The organism is Caballeronia mineralivorans PML1(12), from assembly GCF_001028175.1.
GTDB lineage: Bacteria > Pseudomonadota > Gammaproteobacteria > Burkholderiales > Burkholderiaceae > Caballeronia > Caballeronia mineralivorans.
In genome coordinates this window covers 1-21,597 of sequence record NZ_AEJF01000186.1, presented here as the reverse complement: position 1 = coordinate 21,597, position 21,597 = coordinate 1, and the positions used below count along the sequence as shown (strand labels likewise).

Annotated in this window: 21 protein-coding genes, 1 tRNA gene and 1 pseudogene; 16 read left to right on the top strand and 7 right to left on the bottom strand. The window is 61.1% G+C overall.

Going from position 1 to position 21,597, the window contains the following annotated elements; genetic code table 11:
• The first annotated feature begins 33 nt into the window (after window positions 1-33).
• The 5 genes from EOS_RS31895 (at window position 34) to EOS_RS31875 (ending at window position 3,792) form a co-directional block, all read left to right on the top strand.
• Window positions 34-231: a hypothetical protein gene (locus EOS_RS31895; protein ID WP_047896195.1), complete on the top strand. Its 198-nt coding sequence runs from the start codon at window positions 34-36 to the stop codon at window positions 229-231.
• A gap of 196 nt (window positions 232-427) precedes the next feature.
• Window positions 428-1,600, top strand: a complete 1,173-nt coding sequence (gene ribBA, locus EOS_RS31890; RefSeq protein WP_047896194.1) for a bifunctional 3,4-dihydroxy-2-butanone-4-phosphate synthase/GTP cyclohydrolase II — start codon at window positions 428-430, stop codon at window positions 1,598-1,600.
• Between the two features lie 45 nt (window positions 1,601-1,645).
• Window positions 1,646-2,149, top strand: coding sequence for a 6,7-dimethyl-8-ribityllumazine synthase (gene ribH, locus EOS_RS31885; protein ID WP_047896193.1), 504 nt, complete (start codon window positions 1,646-1,648; stop codon window positions 2,147-2,149).
• Window positions 2,146-2,583 (top strand): transcription antitermination factor NusB, encoded by a 438-nt coding sequence (nusB, locus tag EOS_RS31880; RefSeq protein ID WP_047896192.1) that lies wholly within the window; start codon window positions 2,146-2,148, stop codon window positions 2,581-2,583. The genes ribH and nusB overlap by 4 nt, the downstream gene beginning before the upstream one ends.
• Window positions 2,584-2,589: 6 nt before the next feature.
• Window positions 2,590-3,792 carry a pyridoxal phosphate-dependent aminotransferase gene (locus EOS_RS31875; RefSeq protein ID WP_047896191.1) on the top strand — a complete coding sequence of 401 codons (1,203 nt, stop codon included), beginning with the start codon at window positions 2,590-2,592 and terminating at the stop codon, window positions 3,790-3,792.
• Between the two features lie 120 nt (window positions 3,793-3,912).
• Here EOS_RS31875 and EOS_RS31870 read toward each other — a convergent pair whose 3' ends face one another.
• On the bottom strand, window positions 3,913-5,079 hold the full coding sequence (locus tag EOS_RS31870; protein WP_047896190.1) for a transglycosylase SLT domain-containing protein: 1,167 nt from the start codon (window positions 5,077-5,079) through the stop codon (window positions 3,913-3,915).
• Between the two features lie 649 nt (window positions 5,080-5,728).
• Here EOS_RS31870 and EOS_RS31865 point away from each other — a divergent pair.
• The 3 genes from EOS_RS31865 to EOS_RS31855 all read left to right on the top strand — a co-directional run bounded on the left by EOS_RS31865 (window position 5,729) and on the right by EOS_RS31855 (window position 9,157).
• Window positions 5,729-7,336: a UbiD family decarboxylase gene (locus EOS_RS31865; protein ID WP_047896189.1), complete on the top strand. Its 1,608-nt coding sequence runs from the start codon at window positions 5,729-5,731 to the stop codon at window positions 7,334-7,336.
• A complete protein-coding gene (locus EOS_RS31860; protein WP_047896188.1) occupies window positions 7,333-8,379 on the top strand; it encodes an asparaginase in 1,047 nt (348 codons plus the stop codon). The genes EOS_RS31865 and EOS_RS31860 overlap by 4 nt, the downstream gene beginning before the upstream one ends.
• 103 nt (window positions 8,380-8,482) lie before the next feature.
• On the top strand, window positions 8,483-9,157 hold the full coding sequence (locus EOS_RS31855) for a LysE family translocator (protein ID WP_047896187.1): 675 nt from the start codon (window positions 8,483-8,485) through the stop codon (window positions 9,155-9,157).
• Between the two features lie 18 nt (window positions 9,158-9,175).
• On the opposite strand, the gene EOS_RS31850 is transcribed toward EOS_RS31855, so the two are convergent.
• On the bottom strand, window positions 9,176-10,141 hold the full coding sequence (locus tag EOS_RS31850; protein WP_047896186.1) for a threo-3-hydroxy-L-aspartate ammonia-lyase: 966 nt from the start codon (window positions 10,139-10,141) through the stop codon (window positions 9,176-9,178).
• A gap of 217 nt (window positions 10,142-10,358) precedes the next feature.
• On the bottom strand, window positions 10,359-10,691 hold the full coding sequence (locus EOS_RS31845) for a hypothetical protein (RefSeq protein ID WP_047896185.1): 333 nt from the start codon (window positions 10,689-10,691) through the stop codon (window positions 10,359-10,361).
• A gap of 774 nt (window positions 10,692-11,465) precedes the next feature.
• On the opposite strand from EOS_RS31845, the gene EOS_RS31840 reads away from it, so the two are divergent.
• From EOS_RS31840 to EOS_RS31825, 4 genes and pseudogenes are all read left to right on the top strand, one after another.
• A complete protein-coding gene (locus EOS_RS31840; protein WP_047896184.1) occupies window positions 11,466-12,383 on the top strand; it encodes a Rossmann-like and DUF2520 domain-containing protein in 918 nt (305 codons plus the stop codon).
• A gap of 514 nt (window positions 12,384-12,897) precedes the next feature.
• Window positions 12,898-13,470 carry a YggT family protein gene (locus tag EOS_RS31835; protein ID WP_047896183.1) on the top strand — a complete coding sequence of 191 codons (573 nt, stop codon included), beginning with the start codon at window positions 12,898-12,900 and terminating at the stop codon, window positions 13,468-13,470.
• Window positions 13,471-13,534: 64 nt separating this feature from the next.
• A tRNA-Gly gene (locus tag EOS_RS31830) sits at window positions 13,535-13,608 on the top strand.
• Between the two features lie 238 nt (window positions 13,609-13,846).
• A pseudogene (locus tag EOS_RS31825) lies at window positions 13,847-14,185 on the top strand (integrase arm-type DNA-binding domain-containing protein); the annotation flags it as partial.
• A gap of 241 nt (window positions 14,186-14,426) precedes the next feature.
• On the opposite strand, the gene EOS_RS49350 reads toward EOS_RS31825, so the two are convergent.
• The gene (locus tag EOS_RS49350) at window positions 14,427-14,663 is read right to left on the bottom strand and encodes a DUF3742 family protein (RefSeq protein WP_075645421.1); all 237 of its coding nucleotides are present in this window, start codon (window positions 14,661-14,663) and stop codon (window positions 14,427-14,429) included.
• A 269-nt stretch (window positions 14,664-14,932) separates the two neighbouring features.
• On the opposite strand from EOS_RS49350, the gene EOS_RS31820 reads away from it, so the two are divergent.
• The 3 genes from EOS_RS31820 to trmB all read left to right on the top strand — a co-directional run bounded on the left by EOS_RS31820 (window position 14,933) and on the right by trmB (window position 17,910).
• Entirely contained in the window at window positions 14,933-15,691 is a 759-nt protein-coding gene (locus EOS_RS31820; RefSeq protein WP_047896182.1) for a type IV toxin-antitoxin system AbiEi family antitoxin domain-containing protein, read from the top strand.
• Window positions 15,684-16,604 (top strand): nucleotidyl transferase AbiEii/AbiGii toxin family protein, encoded by a 921-nt coding sequence (locus EOS_RS31815; RefSeq protein ID WP_047896181.1) that lies wholly within the window; start codon window positions 15,684-15,686, stop codon window positions 16,602-16,604. The genes EOS_RS31820 and EOS_RS31815 overlap by 8 nt, the downstream gene beginning before the upstream one ends.
• 556 nt (window positions 16,605-17,160) lie before the next feature.
• Complete coding sequence (gene trmB, locus EOS_RS31805; protein ID WP_047896179.1) at window positions 17,161-17,910, top strand: tRNA (guanosine(46)-N7)-methyltransferase TrmB; 750 nt, start codon at window positions 17,161-17,163, stop codon at window positions 17,908-17,910.
• A gap of 121 nt (window positions 17,911-18,031) precedes the next feature.
• Here trmB and EOS_RS31800 read toward each other — a convergent pair whose 3' ends face one another.
• From EOS_RS31800 to EOS_RS31790, 3 genes are all read right to left on the bottom strand, one after another.
• Window positions 18,032-18,865, bottom strand: a complete 834-nt coding sequence (locus EOS_RS31800) for an undecaprenyl-diphosphate phosphatase (protein ID WP_047896178.1) — start codon at window positions 18,863-18,865, stop codon at window positions 18,032-18,034.
• Between the two features lie 80 nt (window positions 18,866-18,945).
• Window positions 18,946-19,530, bottom strand: coding sequence for a DUF1439 domain-containing protein (locus tag EOS_RS31795; protein WP_047896177.1), 585 nt, complete (start codon window positions 19,528-19,530; stop codon window positions 18,946-18,948).
• Between the two features lie 47 nt (window positions 19,531-19,577).
• Entirely contained in the window at window positions 19,578-19,871 is a 294-nt protein-coding gene (locus EOS_RS31790) for a YkgJ family cysteine cluster protein (protein WP_047896207.1), read from the bottom strand.
• A gap of 127 nt (window positions 19,872-19,998) precedes the next feature.
• Between EOS_RS31790 and hemN the strand changes: the two genes are divergently transcribed.
• A complete protein-coding gene (hemN, locus tag EOS_RS31785) occupies window positions 19,999-21,372 on the top strand; it encodes an oxygen-independent coproporphyrinogen III oxidase (protein ID WP_047896176.1) in 1,374 nt (457 codons plus the stop codon).
• Window positions 21,373-21,597: the final 225 nt, after the last annotated feature.

The window sequence follows — 21,597 nt, the reverse complement described above, 5'->3', positions numbered from 1 at the left end:
ATAGAACCCAATCGCGAAAAGGACACGGGGTAAATGGCTTGCCCCAATTTCCGCGCCCTGCTCGATTTTTCGCTCGGCAACATTGACGACAACCATGCGATGCAAGCGCTGGGTATCGATAACGACGAGGATCTGTTCCTCCTCATGGCGCAGGCTCACCTGCCCATGCCGCGGTTGCCCGAGTCAAATTTGAGCCGTATGGCTGACGACTTGACCGCGTTGCGCAAGTAACGGATCAGATCGAGCGCAACGCATTTCTCGCAGATCCGCTTCTCCCCCGACTAAGCGACCAAGGCGCGACCTACCGCCTGTTGATCCGCCAATACCCGGCCGGATGGCCAACGCCAGCCCAAAACCGGCAAATCCAGCGACTTGCCATCAGCGGTGGCGTAAAATACGCCCTTTCCCGAACCGAACGACCACCGCAATGACGCTCGCCTCCACCCCAGAGATCATCGCCGAGCTGAAAGCCGGCCGGATGGTGATCCTCGTCGACGAAGAAGACCGCGAAAACGAGGGCGATCTCGTCATCGCCGCCGACTTCGTGACGCCGGAAGCGATCAATTTCATGGCGCGCTACGGCCGTGGACTGATCTGCCTCACGCTCACGCCGGACCGTTGCCGCCAGTTGAACCTGCCGCTGATGACGCAGCGAAACGGCACGCAGTACGGCACGGCATTCACGATCAGCATCGAGGCCGCCGAGGGCGTGACCACCGGCATCTCGGCTGCGGACCGTGCCCGCACCATTCAGGCGGCCGTTGCGCACGACGCGAAAGCCGAGCATATCGTCCAGCCAGGCCACGTCTTTCCGATCATGGCGCAACCGGGCGGCGTGCTGGTGCGCGCAGGACACACGGAAGCGGGCTGCGATCTCACCGCCATGGCGGGTTTGACGCCGGCGTCGGTGATCTGCGAAGTGATTCGCGACGACGGCGAAATGGCGCGGCTGCCCGATCTAATCGAATTCGCCGAACTGCACGGCATCAAGATCGGTACGATCGCCGACCTGATTCACTACCGCTCGCGCACGGAATCGATCGTCGAGCGCGTCGCCGAACGCACCATGCAGACGGCGCATGGCGCGTTTCGCGCCGTGCTGTATCGCGACCAGCCGAGCGGTTCGCCGCATATCGCGCTGGTGCGCGGGCAACCGTCGCCGGAACGCGAAACGCCGGTGCGCGTGCATGAACCGCTGTCGGTGCTGGATCTGCTCGAAGTGGACTCGTCCACGCACTCCTGGACGCTCGACGCCGCCATGAAGGAAATCGCCTCGCGCGATCTGGGTGCGATCGTGTTGCTCAATTGCGGCGATACGAAAGAACATCTCGTCGATGTATTCCAGGCGTTCGACCGCAAGGACAAAGCGGCCGAGCTCAAGCGCCGACCGGTCGATTTCAAGACCTACGGCATCGGTGCCCAGATCCTGCGTGAACTGGGCGTGGGCAAGATGCAAGTGCTGTCGAACCCCCGCAAGCTCGGCAGCATGTCGGGTTACGGCCTCGAAGTAACGGGGTTCATTCCGATGCCGGGCTGCCCCGCCACGACCTCTACGGAGTCGGCCGATCCCGCTTCCATCGCCCATTTGCGCTCGGTCTGACCGGCGCTCACCACCACACCGCACCACACTGAAAACGGATAAATAATGGAAATCGGACAATATCAACCGAACCTCGACGGCGACGGACTGCGCATCGGCATCGTGCAATCTCGCTTCAATGAACCGGTCTGCAACGGCCTCGTGGACGCCTGCACCGAAGAACTCGAACGGCTCGGCGTGATCGGTGAAGACGTGCTGCTCGTCACCGTGCCGGGCGCACTCGAAATTCCGCTGGCGCTGCAAAAGCTGGCCGAGTCGGGTCAATTCGATGCACTGATCGCACTCGGCGCGGTAATTCGCGGCGAGACGTACCACTTCGAGCTGGTATCGAATGAAAGCGGCGCGGGCATTTCCCGTATCGCGCTCGACTTCGGCACGCCGGTCGCAAATGCCGTGCTGACCACCGAAAACGACGAGCAAGCCGTTGCCCGCATGACGGAAAAAGGCCGCGACGCAGCACGCGTGGCCGTGGAAATGGCGAACTTGTCGGTCGCGCTCGAACAGCTCGGCGGCGACGATGAAGACGAAGACGACGAGGACCGCGCATGAAAAGCGCTCGACGACGCTCGCGCGAACTCGCGACACAAGGGCTTTATCAATGGTTGCTGTCGGGCTCGCCCGGCGGCGAGATCGACGCGCAGTTGCGCGGTGCGCAAGGCTTCGATAAAGCCGACCAGGAGCATCTGGACGCGATCCTGCACGGCGTGATCAAGGAAGCGGACACCATTTCCGCCGAGTTGCAACCCTGCCTCGACCGCCCGCTCGACCAGCTTTCGCCGGTCGAACGCGCGGTGCTGATGGTCGCTGCCTTCGAGTTCAAGCATCACCTGGACATTCCGTATCGCGTGGTCATTAACGAAGCGGTTGAACTGACGAAGACGTTCGGCGGCTCCGATGGTTATAAGTATGTGAACGGCGTGCTGGATAAACTCGCCGTTCAATTGCGGCCGACGGAAGCGCAAAGCCGCGGGCAACGCAGCTGATCGACTATGAACTTCGCTAAAGAGCCGCTCGACGCCGCTATCCGGTACGCAGCACGCGTCGACGCTATCGAGCCGTTCTACGTGATGGAACTGGCGAAAGAAGCGCAGGCGCTCGAGCGCGCCGGGCGCAACATCATCCACATGGGTATTGGCGAACCGGATTTCACGGCGCCGGAACCGGTGATCGCAGCCGCTACTGATGCCCTGCGCCGCGGCGTCACGCAATACACGAACGCGCTTGGGTTGACCTCGTTGCGCGAGGCGATTTCCGGCCACTATCGAGACACATTCGGGCTCGATATCGATCCGGCACGCATCGTGGTGACGGCGGGCGCATCGGCGGCGTTGCTGCTGGCGTGCACCGCGCTGGTCGATCGCGACGACGAAGTGCTGATGCCCGACCCGTGTTATCCGTGTAACCGCCATTTCGTCGCCGCCACCGACGGCCGTCCGGTCCTGATACCAAGCGGTCCGGCCGAGCGGTTCCAGTTGACGGCCGCCCAGGTCGAAGCGCACTGGACGCCCGCTACGCGCGGCGTGCTGCTTGCCTCACCGTCCAATCCGACCGGCACGTCCATCGAACCGGACGAACTGGCGAAAATTGTCGATGTAGTGCGCACGCACGGCGGTTTTACGATCGTCGACGAGATTTATCAGGGCTTGAGCTACGACGCGAAGCCAGTGTCGGCGCTGTCGCTGGGCGACGACGTGGTCACCGTGAACAGTTTCTCGAAGTACTTCAACATGACCGGCTGGCGGCTCGGCTGGCTCGTCGTCCCGCCCGCGATGGTCGCCACGATGGAGAAACTCTCGCAGAACCTCTTCATCTGCGCGTCGGCGCTCGCGCAACATGCGGCACTGGCGTGTTTTGAGCCGGCTACGCTTGCGATTTACGAATCGCGACGCCTGGAATTCGGGCGCAGGCGGGATTTCATCGTACCGGCGCTGCGTTCGCTCGGTTTTGAAGTGCCGGTCGTGCCGGATGGTGCGTTCTATGTTTACGCCGATACGCGGCACGTCGCGCATCCTGCTGCCGGCAATAGCAGCGCGCTAACCCGCTCGATGCTGCATGACGCTGGCGTCGTGCTGGTGCCCGGCAACGATTTCGGCTTCCATGCGCCACAGGACTATATCCGGCTGTCTTATGCAACCGCGTACTCGCAGCTTGAAGAGGCCGTGCAGCGGCTGGGAACGCTGTTTGGAGTTTGAGCAGCAGGCCACGATCTCAGGAAAGTAGAAACTAAAAGGCCGTTCCAACGTGAGTTGGAACGGCCTTTTATCTTGCACGGCCTGCAATCGACAGCCCGAGCGCCCTACTTCGTCATCAAATCAAGCACCAAACTCCGCCGCCGAGGCTACGTGCTTCGCTTGCGCGTCGGCATCGGCCGTGTCGTTATGGTCGCTGGCTTGCGGCGCGGACGACTTGGTAGCCGGTGCGGTAATCGGCGGGGCGCCGTCGAGCGTTGCATGCACACGCTTTTCGCCCGATCCCGAGCTCGACGACGGGGAAACCGACGCCACCACCTGCTTGGGCGCAGGCTGTACCGGCGCTTGCGGCGTGTTGATCGGCACATTGCGGCCGCGCGCTACGTCACGCAGGCGTGCACGTTCGGCCAGCACCTTCGCGCCGTAACCGCCGTCGTCCGGTGCCGTCGAACCCACATAGAAGCGCAATCCGCCTGCCACCGAACCGCCACGCGCGATGCAATCCTTCAGCACCAGCGCACCGACCTTGATGTTCGCGAGCGGCTCAAGCGCCGCGTGCGAGCCGCCAAAGTACTGGAATTTGTCGGAGTGAACCTTTGACATCACCTGCATCAATCCTTGCGCACCAACCCCGCTTTCAGCATACGGATTGAAACCCGACTCGATCGCCATGACGGACAGCAGCAACAGCGGATCGAGGCCGACTTCACGGCCGGTATCGAAGGCGGCTCTCACCAGTTCGCTGACCGGCTCCTGCGCCACGTGATAACGCCGCGAGATGAAGTTCGCCACCAGGTTTTGCTCACGATCCGACACGAGCACACGATCGTCGCGTGCATCGGCGACTACGCGCTGCGAGGAAATCGCGCTGGCGAGCGTCGAAACAGTCGGTAACGTGCGGGGATCGAGTCCATTCGGCGACACGGCGAGACTCAGCCCGCCGGTCAGCTTGCGGGTGCTGTCGTCGTCGCTGGCAGCGGCGCCGAGCGACGTCGTTTCGCCGTTGCGCAGCTCCTCTTCACGCCGATGACCGATCGCGAAGGGTGGCAGGGGTTGACCGGAGAGCAACCGGGCCGGGCCGGCTTGTACCGCAGCCGACACGAGGGGCATGAGTTTGGCGGCGAAGGAGCCGCGCCAGGCTGGAAGCAGCCAGAGTGCCAGCGCGGTAGCAACGGCCGCGCAACCCACCAGACAGAAAACCGTGAGACTCATGTGTTTGGCGCGACGCAGCACTGCGCGCAGATAAGGCGCCAGGCGAGCGTCGGGACGCCACGACAACCAAGCATTCATTGGATAGATCTCCCAAATTGCATGATTTCCGCAGATGAAAAACCTCAAAAACCGGTCCACCACGCAGAAATCGACACCGCCAGCTCTGGGTTAGCCACGAGCGGTATCGGGAAAACGGCACAAACCGTTGGGGGAACCTGACCGGAACATTTCGTTTCCGGGTGCGCGCGGCACGAAAGACATGCCGGGGCGCGCACACAGGTCACCACGCGAAAAACCGGCGAAGAAGAGCGCCGGCAAGAAAACCAAAGCCTCGATTCACCGGACTAATCCCGGTGCAGGTGACGCGTCGCGTCGTTTCAAAAGACCTGCGGCAGTGGTAAAAAGTTTCAATTGGTGTTGTCAATGCCAAAGGATTCTAGCAGGCTCAAATGATCCGTCAATGCTGGTAATTGTAAAAGCTATGACTTCTGGTAATTATGAACACTGTTCAGGAGGGCAAGAGCGGCCTGCCAAGCCGCTTTCCAGCGGAAACATCCGAATTGTGCCGATGTGTACTATGACGCACCGACATCCACGCAGGTAAAATCGACAATCGCCCGCGCGCGCAGGTTCTTCATTAGGTGCTTAAGCCGTAACATCAGCCGTCGCTTCTGCCGTCCTCTGCCGCAGACCGCGCGTCCCCGCAGGCCTCCCTTCCCTTTAGCCGATGAAATACAAAGACCTGCGCGACTTCACCACGCGCCTCGAAACGCTCGGCGAATTGCGCCGCATCAGTCAGCCGGTTTCCCCCGTTCTCGAAATGACCGAACTCTGCGACCGCGTGCTGCGTTCGGGCGGTCCTGCCTTGCTTTTCCAGGCGCCAACGGGACACTCCATGCCCGTGCTGGCCAACCTGTTCGGTACGCCGAGGCGCGTGGCGCTCGGAATGGGTATCGAGACGGAGGCTCAGGCGGCGGCCGATCCCAGTCTTCTCAGCGATAAAGCCGCGCTCGAGTCGCTGCGTGATGTCGGCCGGTTGCTGTCGGCGCTCAAGGAGCCCGAGCCGCCGAGGGGGCTGAAGGACGCCGGCAAGTTGCTGTCGCTGGCTAAGGCTGTCTGGGACATGGCGCCGAAAACCGTCAGTTCGCCGCCCTGCCAGGAAATCGTGTGGGAAGGCACGGATGTCGATCTTGCGCGTCTGCCGATCCAGACGTGCTGGCCCGGAGATGCCGGTCCGCTCATCACATGGGGACTCACGGTCACGCGCGGCCCGAACAAGACGCGGCAGAATCTCGGTATCTATCGGCAGCAACTGATCGGGCACAACAAACTGATCATGCGCTGGCTCGCGCACAGAGGCGGCGCGCTCGATTTCAGGGAGTTCGCGCTGGCCAATCCGGGCAAGCCGTATCCGGTAGCCGTGGTGCTCGGCGCCGATCCGGCAACCATTCTTGGCGCTGTGACGCCGGTGCCGGATTCGCTTTCCGAGTATCAATTTGCGGGTTTGTTACGCGGCGCGAAGACCGAATTGGCGAAGTGCCTCACGCCGGGTGTCGATACGTTGCAGGTTCCGGCCCGTGCCGAGATCGTGCTCGAAGGTTTCATTTATCCGCAGGACGGCCCTGTTCCGGCGGCGCCTGACGGCGCTCCGCCCCGGCCATCGAAGACTGCGTCGGCGAAATACGAGCACGCGCTTGAGGGTCCATATGGCGACCACACAGGCTATTACAACGAACAAGAGTGGTTCCCGGTCTTCACGGTCGAAAAGATCACCATGCGCCGCGACGCGCTCTATCACTCTACGTATACAGGCAAACCTCCCGACGAACCGGCCGTGCTCGGCGTCGCGCTCAACGAAGTGTTCGTGCCGCTGTTGCAAAAGCAGTTCACCGAGATCACTGACTTCTATTTGCCGCCCGAAGGTTGCAGCTACCGGATGGCGATCGTGCAGATCAAGAAGAGTTATCCGGGTCACGCGAAGCGCGTGATGTTCGGCGTGTGGAGCTTCCTGCGACAGTTCATGTATACGAAGTTCATCGTCGTAGTGGACGACGACGTGAACATCCGCGACTGGAAGGAGGTGATCTGGGCGATCACCACGCGCATCGATCCGTCGCGCGATACGGTGCTCGTCGATAACACGCCCATTGACTATCTCGATTTCGCGTCGCCGAAGGCGGGGTTGGGATCGAAGATGGGACTCGACGCCACCAACAAATGGCCCGGCGAAACGGAGCGCGAATGGGGCCGGCCGATCGTGATGGACGACGCGGTGAAACGCCGCGTGGATGCGTTGTGGGACGAAATCGGCTTTTCGGGAGGGACGCGCTCATGAATGTCGCGGCGACGGTTTATCGAGGGGATCTGGTTGAAAACACGCATGCCGCGCATGTGGCGGTTGTCGATGCCGAAGGCCGGTTGTTATACGCGTTCGGCGATCCGGCGCGTTTGACGCTCGCACGCTCCGCGGCGAAACCGGCGCAAGCGGTCGCTGTGCTGGAAACGGGCGCGCTGGAACGTTTCGGTTTCGACGACGCCGATCTCGCGCTGATGTGCGCATCGCACAGCAGCGAGCCGCGCCACATCGAGCGTACGCGCGCGATGCTGGCCAAGGCGCAAGTCACCGAAGCCGATCTCCGATGCGGCGGCCACGCGCCTTTGTCGGACGCGGTCTGGAAGGAATGGATCAAGCGCGATTTCACGCCGAGCGGCGTATGCAGCAATTGCTCCGGAAAACACGCAGGCATGCTGGCGGGTGCGCAGGCGCTGGGCGCGACGGTTATCGACTATCACTTGCCTGAGCATGCGCTGCAAGTTCGGGTCAAACGGACCGTTGCCGAGCTCTGCGATCTGCCGGACAACGGCGTGCAATGGGCGATCGACGGCTGCAATCTGCCCACGCCCGCCTTTGCGCTGGATCGGCTCGCGCGGCTCTTTGTGAAACTGGCGGATGCTGGAGCCGGCGTTGAAACCACGCCGCGCTCAAAAGCCCTCGGCCGGATCTATCGCGCGATGACGACGTACCCAGAACTCGTCGCGGGCGAAGGCCGGTTCTGTACCACGTTGATGCGCGCCTTCGATGGCGAACTCGTCGGCAAAGTGGGCGCCGATGCGAGTTATGCGATCGGCGTGCGTGATACTGGCACACCCACCGGCACGCTCACCGGCACGCACGGGGCGCTCGGCATCGCGGTCAAGGTGGAAGACGGCAACACGCCCGTGCTTTACGCGATCGTGGCTCACGTGCTCGAGCAACTCTCAATTGGCAGCGAAACGCAGCGAGAGAAACTCGCCGCCTACCGACATCCGCCGATGCGTAACACGATGGGCATCGAGACGGGACGCTTGGTTGTGTCTGCGCCGCTCGAACGCGTTTAGCCCACAAGCGGCCGGCCGCTTGCCCCGCGCGTGGTCGCGGCATGAAGAACGCGAGGCCGGATTACCGGCTTCGCTCAATACAAAAAGAACTAGGAACGCCTGGATGCACGTCTTGCCATTGCTGTCTGATGGATTTTTTCTGTCGCTGTCGCTGTGTCTCGATATTGGTATCGCAAACGTCGCGATCATCTCACTGACGCTCTCCCACGGATTCAAGCCGGGCATGATGCTCGGCCTCGGAACCTGTTTCGGCGATCTCGTCTACGCCGCGCTCGCGCTTGGCGGAATGGCCGCGCTGCTCCAGTTCGACGCCGTGCGCTGGATCGTGTGGATCGGCGGCGCAATCGTACTGCTGTTCCTGACCTTCAAAATGGCGCGTGAAGCGCTTTATCCGGCATCGGCGCCGCCGGTGGAAGGCGAAGCCGATCTCGCCACGCCGCGGCCCTCCCACCTCCGCAGTTTCATGCGCGGCATGGTGCTGGCGGTGTCCTCGCCGAGCGCAATTCTCTGGTTCGCCGCCGTGGGTGGCGCACTGATCGCGAAAGCGGGCGCAACGGGCCCGTCGAGCGCGTCAGTGTTTCTCATCGGCTTCTTTTGCGGCGGCCTCGGCTGGACGCTCTTCATCTGCTCGCTCGCCAGTCACGGCCGCAAACGCGCCGGGACGGCGTTGCTGCGCGCGTGCCACGTTTTGTCGGCGGTGCTGTTCGCGTACTTCTCGTACAGCGTGATCGTCAACGGCTATCACGACCTGATCGTGAACGGCGCGTCGAGGCTCTGACGCCTTGACGCCACACGATCACGCGAGGAAGTGAGCGTATCGCGCCATGTCGACGTTGCCGCCGCTGACTAGCACACCCACGCGCTTGCCCTTCACCGCCACGATGTTCTGCAACACGGCTGCCGCGGCCAGACATCCCGTTGGCTCGACCACCATCTTCATGCGCTCCGCGAAGAACTTCATGGTCTGTACAAGCTGGTCGTCGCTGACGGTGACGACCCGGTCCACGTAGCGCTGCAGAATCGGAAAGTTGTATTCACCCACATGCGTGGACGCCGCGCCGTCGGCGATGGTGCGCGGCACCTCGATATGAACAATCTCACCGCGTGCGAGCGATTGCTGGGCGTCGTTGCCCGCCTCCGGCTCCACGCCGATCACGGTACATGACGGGCTCAGTTCGGCTGCCGCCAGCGCGCATCCGGCGAGCAATCCTCCGCCACCGAGACAAACGAACAGATAATCCAGCGGCCCGGTTTCTTCGATGAGCTCCTTCGCCGACGTTCCCTGCCCCGCGATCACGTGCGGATGGTCGTAGGGTGGAATCAGCGTCATGCCGCGCTCTTGCGCGAGCTTGGCGCCGATCTCCTCGCGACTCTCGGTGTACCGGTCATAAGTGATCACCTCGCCGCCATAACCGCGCGTGGCTTCCATCTTCGCGGCCGGCGCGTCCTGCGGCATGATGATCGTCGCCTTGATGCCCGCGATGCGCGCCGACAGCGCGATAGCCTGCGCATGATTGCCCGATGAATAAGTCAGGACGCCGGCTTGGCGCTGGGTATCGGAGAAATGCGAGATCGCGTTGAAAGCACCGCGAAACTTGAACGCGCCCATGCGCTGGAAGTTCTCGCACTTGAAGAACAGATTCGCGCCGGTAAGCGTGTCAGCGGTGCGGGAAGTCAATACAGGCGTGCGGTGTGCGGCGCCAGCGATGCGCTCGGCGGCGTCGGCGACGTCGGCGTAGGTAGGTGCAGGAAGGATTGACATCAAAACTCAAGGGCGGCGGTTGAGGAACCGCCATTGTCCCAGCATCGTGGAGCGTTTGGAAAGCCGCTCGAATAGCCAAATACGTCCGGTGAGTCCCTGCCGCGCTTACAGAACCCTGGCGCAAAATAAAACAGCGCAACGCGGGCTTATGCCCGCGTTGCGCTGTTTTTCAGCAAATCTCAATGGTCAGATAGCCGACCTCGTCAACCGTCGGCCCTCAACGACGCCAGCCGCGGTCGTAACCGCCGTGACCGTATCCATAACCGCCATGGTAGTAGCGACCACGCCAGTACGGATGGCCGTAATAACCACCGTAGCCACCGTAGTAACCGCCCACCATCACGGCCGGCGGGCCGTAGACCACGGGCGGCGGCGCATACACCACAGGACCCGGCGCGTAATACACCGGCGGGGGCGGTGCCGCATAGACCGGATAAGCCGGTGCGAAAGGCACCCCGATGCCGATACCCACCGAAACATGCGCCTGCGCGGCGCTCACCAGGCCTACGCCGAGTGCGGCGGCAGCCAGAATCTGGACGATCTTTTTCACTTTTGTTCTCCGCGCCGCGGTCCTGTACACACGACCGGTTACCGCAACGACATAACTTCAATGTAGCTAAAAACCCTGAAGCTCACCTTAAGCATTTGTTGCAAATTGCAATATGTACAGTCCTAAAAGTGCGTTTCGTCTGCCGAATTTCAAGCCGCCGAACAGCCCCGCTGGTGCTGGCGCGAAGGCTTTATGAACCGGATTAAGGGGTTGCCGGGAAAGCCGCTACGCGCCCCTGCTGCGTGCGTCATTATTCCGAATGTCACCAAAGTAATGATTCATTACACTTTGCCTCGCGCGAGATGCAAAAAGGAAAAGCCCCGCCGACAAATAAGCGTCGAACGGGGCTTCTTCATACAGTGCTGCTTTCTTGGCTAAACAGCCAGCCAGACGCTCAACCCACTTTCACATAAGCGAATTCGCGTGTCACGCTGGGTGGCACATAAGCCCCGCTGATTTTGACTCGCGGTGTGAGCCGTTTGCGCTGATCCCACCACTGACGCCGATTCGTCTGGCTGAGAAAACGCAGGTGTTTCCGATACGCAAAAATACTCATGGCGACCCCCAAACGTTGCAAAACAAGCACTGGCACTCATCGGCCAATAAGACCAACCCTGACTGTTCAGGCCCGATCGCAAGTTTGCTCGAGCCTCGCAAAACCGTTGGCGACGGCCTGCGGCGCGTTTTTATGGCGCCGGCGCCGTTGCGCGATACTTCATCGTGCGTTGCGAACGTGAATCCGTGCCGCACCAAATTTCCTATGGAGCAAAAACCATGCCTTTTTCAACGGCTCCCCGTTTGGGGTTCGTCGGTGCCGGGCGTCTCGCGCGCTGTCTAGCGGCCGTCTGGTCGCGCGCGGGTTATCCGGTCACCGCGATCGCAAACCGTTCGGCTGCCTCAGCGCACGAATTCGCCAGCGAATTGCCAGGCTGTGTCGTTGCCGAAGATGCCAGTGCGGTCGCACAACACGCCGATATCGTATTTTTAACAGTTCCAGATGACTCCATTGGTGCGACGGCGAACGCTTTGCGGCTGGATCACGCTCGCGACAGCGCACTGGCGATCGTGCATTGCAGCGGCGCCACGCCCGTCGATGTCCTCGCCCCGGCCCAGGCTCAGGGTGCCGATATTGGCGGATTCCATCCATTGTTCCTGTTCGGCGGACTGCCGAGCGACCAGACGCGCATTGCGGGCTGCTCGGTCACGATCGAAGCCAGCGGACCCTTGCACGACACGCTGACGGCGCTAGTCCAGGCACTCGGCTGCCATCCGCTGTCGATTCCGCCAGGCGGGCGCCTGCTCTACCATGCCGCCGCGCACTACGCGGCCAGCTTTGCGCTATGTTCGCTGTCGGAGACGGTGACGCTCTGGAAGGAACTGGGTTTCGACGAGGACGACGCGTTGCGCGCGGTCCTGCCGATGCTCGCCGGCACCATCGAAACAGCGCGTGAAAAGGGTTTGCCGGGCGCGCTCGCCGGCCCGGTGTCCCGTGGCGATGCGGGTATTGTCGTGAAGCAACTGGCGCTGCTGCAAAACCTCGGCGGCGACCACGCCACGCTCTATGCGCTGATGTCGCGGCGCGCGGTCGCGCTGGCAAAGCGCCGCGTGTCGCCCCCGCCCGCCGAGACGCTCGATGCGATGTCACACGCGATCGAGCTGGCACTGAACGGCGCCGCGCCGCATCTCGATTGATCGCCCCCATTGATAGCCCCGATCCCGCGAGCATGGCCGGCCGCATGAAGTCAATGGGCGCGGGGCGTACGCCAACCTGCCCAAGCCGCCATCAAGCCATGCTATCGTGATGCCCGGCGCGCCAGTGTGGCAAAGCCGCCGAGGGGTTCGGCCGCCGTGCCCGGTCACCAGCAACAAGCGCTCAAAAGCGCGGTTCAGAACCTGGTTCAGACCTGGATCCCACGCGTTGATTGAATACGCGAAGATCCGGCTTCGGCTGCCCCCTCGACGCCGACCCATTCCAGCTACGAGAACGAACAATGATCAAGGTGAGCTTTTTTTATCCGTATCGCGAGAATGCGCGTTTCGATATCGACTACTACCCCGACGGCGGTCCGCCCGTCGGACAGATCAGCGACGTTCGCGCCGGCAGCTGAAGGTTGAAGCCGAGCGGTTTTCCGCGGCGGCTTTGCTTGCCCTTGCGTCACCCCGCGCGGCCATGAGCGCCGCGCTTTTGCCTTGAAAAGGATTTGAGATGTTCGGCGAGATCGCCCGTTTTCTGCTCAACACCATCTTTACGCTGTTCGGCGCCGCGCTGCTGCTGCGCGCCTGGATGCAGGTCGTGCGCATGCCCCCGTACAACCCGGTTTCCAACGCGGTGATGCAAGCTACGAACTGGCTGGTCTTGCCGCTGCGCAAGATCTTGCCGGCCGCGAAAACCATCGACTGGGCGAGCATTGTCGCGGCTTTTCTTGCTGCGCTAGTGTTCGTGATCCTGATGGTTTTACTCGCGGGCGTCGATCCCGCCGGCCTCGCGGCGCTGTTGCCCACGCTGCTTGTGGTTGCGGTGATCACCGTCATCAAATGGGCGCTGAATCTCATCATCTGGATGACGATCCTGATGGCATTGCTGTCGTGGCTGAACCCGCAATCCCCCGCCATGCCGCTGCTTTATCAGCTCACCGCGCCATTTCTCGAACCGCTGCGGCGCGTGTTGCCGCGCATGGGCGGTATCGATTTGTCGCCCATCTTGTTGTTCGTGATCGTGCAAGTGCTGTTGATGGTCGTGACCCGGCTGGCCGTGAGCATGACCATGTTCGGGGTTTGATACGCGCTGATCACGGGTGAAGTGTTGCAGTAAAGGGGGTACTCCGCGTAAAATCGCGGTCTCTGCGGGCGTCGTATAATGGTAATACCCTAGCTTCCCAAGCTAGAGCCGTGGGTTCGATTCCCATCGCCCGCTCCACTGCTTCAATCCACAGCGTTCCGCGGACGTCCAGCAAAGTCCATAAGCCATTGAATCTTGGGAAATTTTCCCGGTTTTGATGTTCCACTGACGTCCACCGGAATCCGCTTGCAGCCGGCCCGAATGTGTACATTGATATGTACATCAATGCGGCAGGCCCCGACGCCGGATTGTTGGTAGGCGAGCGCGTGTAGTGCGAACAACATGCAGCCCGACTCCCTCTTCAGGAGTTGGACGCATGGCACTCTCAGATCTCACTGTCCGGCAGGCCAAGGCGACAGACAAGGACCGCACCCTCGCCGATTGCGATGGTCTGTCCCTGTTCGTTCCCGTCAAGGGTCGCAAGTCCTGGCATTTTCGCTACTACTGGGCAGGCAAGCCCGCGCGCATCTCCTTGGGAACATACCCGGAGCTGACGCTGCGCGACGCGCGTGGCCTGCGTGGCGAGGCCCGGGCGCTGTTGGCCAAGGGCGTCAATCCGCGCACCGACCGCAAGCGCAAGCGGCTGTCCATCATGCTCGCGGGCGGACATACCTTCATGGCGGTGTACGAGAAGTGGCAGTTGCGCCAAAACCTCTTCGGTGGCCGGATTGATGACATCTTCGGCGCGACGGCCGTTAGGGCCGAGTTCTTCACCACCAATGATCAGCCCTAGATCGGTGTACAGCCCGGCTTTGTCGTGCGCGGTCATACGAAAGCCGGTGATGATGTTCCAGCCGATCCGCCCGCCCGTCAGATGATCGAGTTTCGTAGAGAACGGGGTCGTATCCGGGGTTCTGCTTATGTTCTGCCTGTTCTCCAATAGCCCATTCGGTGGGCTATGCAGCCTCCATATTTCCCGCTAACCAGGCGACCGCAACTGACAGTACAACCAGTACGGCCAACCAAGTCGCTGCATACAGCAGCAACGTCAGTACGGTGAGTTTGATAAACCACAGTATGTGGCTTTGGTCGGACCAACTGGGAGGCCTTGCGCGACTAGAAAGCCGCTTGCCCTCTGATCCAAGCGCACGAACCACCGCCGTGCGCCCGGCGCCCCGGCCCGGCCGGCCCATCGCCCATTGTGCGTATCGGTGGTCATATCGGTGTGCCTCGGTTTCAGTGGTGCGTCAGCTCATGGATCGGTTCTGTCTGATGTTTCTTTAAGCATAGACCGCAACGGAGAGGGTCGGTTGCCGTGCCGCTGGGAACGGTTCGGGCCGGATGATGGTCATGCAGGTTTCTGATTAGATTTTGTAATTAAAATATACTATGAGGCTATTTTTGGCGTTCCATTTCTGTTTCGGTTTCTTGGGTGATTGGATTCTGTGCTATTTTTTATAGTATGGATGGAAATTCACGTCACCAGATAATCAAGCGCCTGCAGGCGGAATTACCCCGCGGGGCGCCGTTCGACCTTGCCACGCTCGACCAGTTCGGGGTATCGCCCCAGCTCGCCGCGAAGTACGCCGAGGGGGGCTGGCTCGTACGCCTGGCGCAGGGGGTCTATGCCTTTCCGAACGACGACTTCGGTGTTCACAAGGCGATCCTGTTCCTTCAGAAGCGCGTACCTGGCCTGCATGTCGGTGGAAAGAGCGCCTTGGCCATGCAGGGGATGCGACACAATCTGAGCAGCCGGGAAACGCTGGTCCTGTGGGGTGACGCCCGCTCTACGCTGCCGACCTGGTTCACTACGCGCTTTCCAGCGCGCTATGTCCACGCCCGCCTGTTCGACTGGCCTGACGCAAGCCTGGCCGAAAAAACACTGATCACCCCACCGGGCCTGCCCGAAGGGTTGCGGGTGTCCGTTCCTGAGCGCGCTGTCCTGGAACTGCTGTACGAGGCCGGCGTCAAGCAAGGTCTTGAGGAAGCCCGCAACCTCTTCGACGGCCTGCGATCGCCGCGCAAGGAACTGCTTGGGCAACTGCTGTCCTGCTGTACCAATGTAAAGGCAGTCCGCCTGTTCCTCACTTGGGCTCGCGAAACGGACGTCGTAGACGTCGATGCCTTGCTGATGCAGCACACGGTTCGCACCGGTAGCACCAAGCGCTGGATGAGCCGGCTCGACGACGGCACACTATTGAGCCTGAAACCTCATGGATAAGATCTACGCGGACACCGTTCGCCTTCTGCTCACCGTCGTGCCCGATGTGTTCGCCAACGAAGTCTTTGCTATGAAAGGCGGCACGGCTATCAACCTCTTCGTGCAGGACATGCCGCGCCTGTCGGTCGACATCGACGTGGTGTACTTACCGTGGCAGGTTCCGCGCGACGAGGCGCTGCGTGCGATCAACCAGGAGCTGGCCGCGATCGCCGAGCGTGTCGCACCGCTCGGCTTGCAGACGCGACTGATCCGTAGCAAGGATTTGGGGGATACCAAGCTGATCGTCGAGAACGAAATCAGCCAGGTGAAGGTCGAGGTCAACGTGGTGTTCCGCGGTACGGTGTTGCCCGCGGAGCGACGGCCGCTGACCACGAAAACAGCCGACCTTTTTGGCGTCGAATTCGAATTACCCATCCTCACACCCGACGAACTCTATGCCGGCAAACTGGTGGCTGCGTTGGACCGACAGCATCCACGCGATCTGTTCGACGTGTGGCAGCTTTATGAATCGGGCGGCATCACCGACGGCATGGTTGAATGCTTCGTGGTCTACCTGGCGGGACACAATCGTCCGACCCACGAAGTGCTGTTCGGCAATGACAAGGACGTGGCCGCCGAGTACGACCGGACCTTTGTGGGTATGACCGAAGTTGCCTGCCCCCTGGAGACGCTGCTCGATGCTCGCGCACGACTCCGGCGTGAACTGCCAGCGAGCCTAAGCGCGGCGCACAAGCAATTCCTGACCGGGCTCGTGCGCGCAGCGCCCGACTGGTCGCTGCTGCAATGCCAGCACGCCGGGGAACTGCCGGCCTTGCGATGGAAGCTCAGCAATTTAGAAACCTTCCGTAAGCGTCGGCCCGAAGACTTTGCCTCGCAGGCCGAGGAGCTCGAAACGCAGTTGACCCGGATCTAGCGCCTCCAGCCGGGATTGATCCGCCAACGCCTCACGCCCACTGGACCTGTACCACACCGATACGCTCAATGAACCCTCGATCCTGCACTATTCCTCTGGTTTCCCCATGGTCATTGGTCTGCATCACGTTGAAGATTACAAGAAGATCAAAGTCGCCAACGCATTGGATGGCTGTTCTTCAAGCGGGCCGACGGCCATGAGGTCCGTGGTGTGGGCGTCACCCATGGTTATCTGGCATTTGAAACCGACAGAGCAGGGTTGGATGGCAGTAGACTTCAGCAGCCTTTAGCAGCATATGACCAGAGCCCGGCCTTGCCTACGAGGCCGGACGTGTACATAATCACGTCCATCGCCGTTCACCGAACGCGAAAATTTTTTTGTTTATCAAGGAATTGGGCGCGACCTGTTGTTCCCAGCGCCCGCTCCAGTTTTCGTTTTACAAAAAGCCGCCTTCGAAGGCGGCTTTTTGATTTACAGCAGCGCCAGGTTTGCTTCAGTCACTTGCCCTCGGCGTGTGTTTCAAGCCTCTGCTCAACCCTCGAATCCGTCCTTTCCGATGATCCACGATCCCACCCCTGACCACGACGAAAACGACGAAGCCAAAGACAGCGAAGTGGCGGACGGAACCGACACGCTTCGTCATCGGCGGATTCGTAGTTTCGTCACGCGTGCTGGACGGGTATCGACGGGACAGCGTCGCGCACTCGATGAATTCGGACCACGCTTTGTCGTGCCGTTCGCGCCGCAGCCGCTCGACTGGGATGCCGCGTTCGGCCGCAGTGCGCCGCGCGTGCTGGAAATCGGCTTCGGCATGGGGACGACAACGGCGGAAATCGCATCGGCGCGCCAAGCCGATGACTTTCTCGGCGTCGAAGTGCATGAGCCGGGCGTGGGCGCGCTGCTGAAGCTGATCGGCAAACAGGGGCTGACGAACATTCGCGTCGTTCAGCACGACGCCGTGGAAGTGCTGGAACAGATGATCGCGGCGAACAGCCTCGATGGCGTCCACATCTATTTCCCGGATCCGTGGCACAAAGCGCGCCACCACAAACGCCGGCTCGTCCAGCCGAAATTCGTTGCGTTGCTCGTGTCGCGTCTCAAGCCGGGCGGTTATATCCATCTCGCCACCGACTGGCAGAACTATGCCGAACAGATGCTCGAGGTGTTATCGGCAGAACCTGCGCTGGAAAACACGGCCGGCACGAGTTACGCGCCGCGTCCCGATTATCGTCCCGTCACGAAATTCGAGCGCCGCGGGTTGAAACTCGGTCATGGCGTGTGGGATCTGGTTTTCAAGCGCTGCTGAGGGTGGCCGCGAAATAGTCGTCAGCCAAAACGAAACAGGCCGTTCCAACTCACGTTGGAACGGCCTGTTTCGTATGCGTTTGTCGTATGCGTTTGCCGACTCCGAATCCGTAGCCTTCAGATCACTCCGCCCAGCTCAGTCCGCCGCTATACCCGACGATCAGGATCAGCAGCCCGAAGCCGATCCGATACCAGGCGAACGCCGTGAAATCGTGCGTGGCGACGTAACGCAACAGCCACCGGATACAGACGAACGCGCTGATAAATGCGGCAACAAGCCCGACGATAAACAGCCCCACCGAATCCACAGACAACGTCCGCCACTGCTTCGCCAACTCGTACAGGGTGGCGCCGAAAATAATGGGAATGGCGAGGAAAAATGAAAACTCCGTGGCGACTTTACGTTCCAGCCCGAACAACATTCCGCCGATGATCGTCGACCCCGAGCGCGACGTGCCCGGAATCAGCGCGAAACATTGGGCGAGCCCGACCTTGAAGGCATCGGCGTAAGAGAGATCGTCCACCGACGTCACCCGCGGCGCGACGTTCTTCTCGCGATGCCGCGCTTCCGCCCACAAGATCACAATCCCGCCCACGATCAGCGCCACCGAAACCGGCACCGGCGCGAACAAAACGGCCTTGATGTGCTTTTCGAACAGCAGGCCGAGCACGACCGCCGGAATGGTCGCGATGATCACGTTCAGCGCAAACCGGCGGGCTTTCGGCTGCGTGGGCAGCCCGGCCACCACCGAGCCGATCTTGCGCCGGTATTCCCACACGATCGCCAGGATCGCGCCGAACTGGATCACGACGTCGAAAGTCTTGGCCTGCGCGTTCGTAAAATTCAGCAAACTGCCGGCGACAATCAGGTGCCCCGTGCTCGATACCGGCAAAAACTCCGTCAACCCCTCCACCACACCCAGAATCAGCGCTTTGCAAAACAAAATCCAGTCCATCGCTCCGCCCTTTTGGCATAGGTCGGCCGTCGCCAGCCAATCGTTTCGGCCACGCGCGTACGGGATTCCGCCGGGAAAAATTACTTCTCGACGATCTGCACGCGTATGCCGTTTGTAAGGACGGTGATTGTACCGGGTTCGTAATTAACACCGGCAAACTGTAATTGTTCGGGCTTGAATGTATAGATCGGATAACGGTCCAGGAACTGCGTCGCCATGACCGCACCGACCGCGTTGATTTGCTGGTTATATTGCGCGGCCTCGCCGGAGACCTGGGCGTCGTCGACGGTTGGCGACAGCAGGATGACCGAATGGCTAGGTGCGTCGTAAGTGAGTTGACTGGAAAGTGTAAAGACGCCGGTCACCGGATTCGGCATGAACGGCGTGGCAAGCCGCGCGTCAAGCCGAACGGTTATTCGGTTGCGATCGGGCGCAAGGCCGACCAGCGGATTGCTCAGCGTGACATCGAAGATCTGCGATGCGGTGCGCTGCAGCGGGAACTTGCGTTGCACCGCTTCCTGGACCTGCGCCTGGCTGAACGTGTAGTGATCGGGGATGAACGGGAATATTGCAGCGCGCGCTTGAGTTCCCAGCGCCACGGCGCCCGCGCCGCCAAGGGCCGCGAGCAGAAACCGGCGCCGCTTCGGCGCAACGGCTTGAGTCATGCGAAATTCTCCAGTGACTTGAACTTGAATGATGAGCGTTCGACCGCCTAGGCGCGCTCAGGTTGCGTATCGACTTCCAGTTGCGTGAGCCAGGCCAGCGCGTAGGCACGCGAGTCACCACACATGGACTCCGATGGCTGCAAGCCCGTGCAGCAGGCCGGCCTGCGAGGGTCGCCGAAAATGGCACAACGCAGATCCTCGCCAAGCTGGACGCAGCGCACGCCGGCCGGCTTGCCGTTCGGCATGCCGGGAATCGCGCTGGAAATCGACGGCGCGATGCAGCACGCGCCGCAGCTTTCGCGACACGCGTGAACGGAGTTCGGATCGAGGGCGGTAGACATCGGTTCGACCTGTTTGGGCACATTGGGCAACCCGGCATTGTGCCACTGCGCGGCTGCGGCGTTATCACGCAAGAATCGTGGAAACGCGTCGGCTAGACTCGCAGCACCCTTTTCAAGTCCTGCCGCAATGTCCCTCTTCCGCCCCGATCTGCTTACAAAATACGACGCGGCCGGTCCGCGCTACACGTCGTATCCGACCGCTGTTCAGTTCACCGACACCTTCGATCCCGGCCATTATCATCGGGCTGCTGCGGACCCGGGAGTGGCATCGGCGGATCTTTCGCTCTACTTCCATATTCCATTCTGCGACACCGTCTGCTTCTATTGCGGCTGCAACAAGATCGCTACAAAAAATCGTGCACATGCGCGTCCGTATCTCGATCGGCTGAAACGTGAACTTGTGTTGCAAGCGGCATGTTTCGATACCACCAGACCAGTCTCGCAATTGCATTGGGGCGGTGGTACGCCGACGTTTTTGTCGCACGACGAAATGACCGAGCTGATGATCACGACCGCTGAGTCATTTCGTTTGGCTCCTGACACACAGGCCGAATATTCCATTGAGATCGATCCGCGCGAGGCATCGGCGGACACAATTGGCGTGTTGCGCAAGCTGGGCTTCAACCGGCTGAGTTTCGGCGTGCAGGATTTTGATCTGCGCGTGCAGCAAGCGGTCAATCGCGTTCAGCCACTCGAGATGACGCAAACGGTGATGTCGGCGGCGCGGGCACAAGGGTTCAAGTCAGTCAGCGTCGATCTGATCTATGGCTTGCCGCATCAGAGTGTGGAGAGCTTTAGCCGGACGCTCGATACGATCATCGACCTTGCGCCCGAGCGCCTCTCCGTGTTCGGCTATGCGCATATGCCGGCTATTTTCAAGATGCAGCGGTGCATGGATGAAACCATGTTGCCCACGCCGGCCGTGCGTCTGGCGATTCTCGAACGGGTTATCGAGAAACTCACCGAAGCGGGTTATGTGTATATCGGCATGGATCATTTCGCGCTTCCCCACGATGAACTCGCGATCGCGCAACGCGCCGGTACGCTTCATCGAAACTTTCAGGGTTACAGCACACAGGCGGATTGCGATCTGATCGGATTGGGGGTTTCGTCGATCGGCAAGGTCGGCGATGTATACGCGCAAAACGCGAAGGACATGACCGGTTATGCAGCGGCGATCGATCGTGGTGAGCTGGCTGTAGCACGGGGCGTGCAGTTGACTGCCGATGATCGGCTGCGGCGCGACATCATCACTGAGATCATGTGCCAGTTTTCGTTGCGCTTCGATGCGGTTGAAGCGGCTTATGGGATTCGGTTTGAGATTGCGTTTGCCAGTGAGCTCGAACGGCTGAAACCGCTCGAAGCCGATGGGCTGGTCAAGGTGTACCGCGATGGTATTGAGGTGCTCCCCGCCGGGCGTTTGCTCGTGCGTAACGTGGCAATGATCTTCGATCGGTATCTGGCCGGGAACCCAGCGCAACGATTTTCACGGACGATTTGAGGAGGTTTTTTGCTAGCGCCGGTGGACAGTTTTTTTGGGTTCTGGCGCTTGGGGTTCTGGGTTGATGCTTCACGCCATTCGAACGTCCCCGCGAGATGCCTGCCAGCGTGGACCGCGTGCCCTGAGGAGAATCGCGGCGCCACATAAGCTCGTTCTATCAAACGCCGGCTATTTCTTCGCGCCGGCGGCGCCCTCTGCACTCTCCCCGCTTTCCACCGTGGCCTT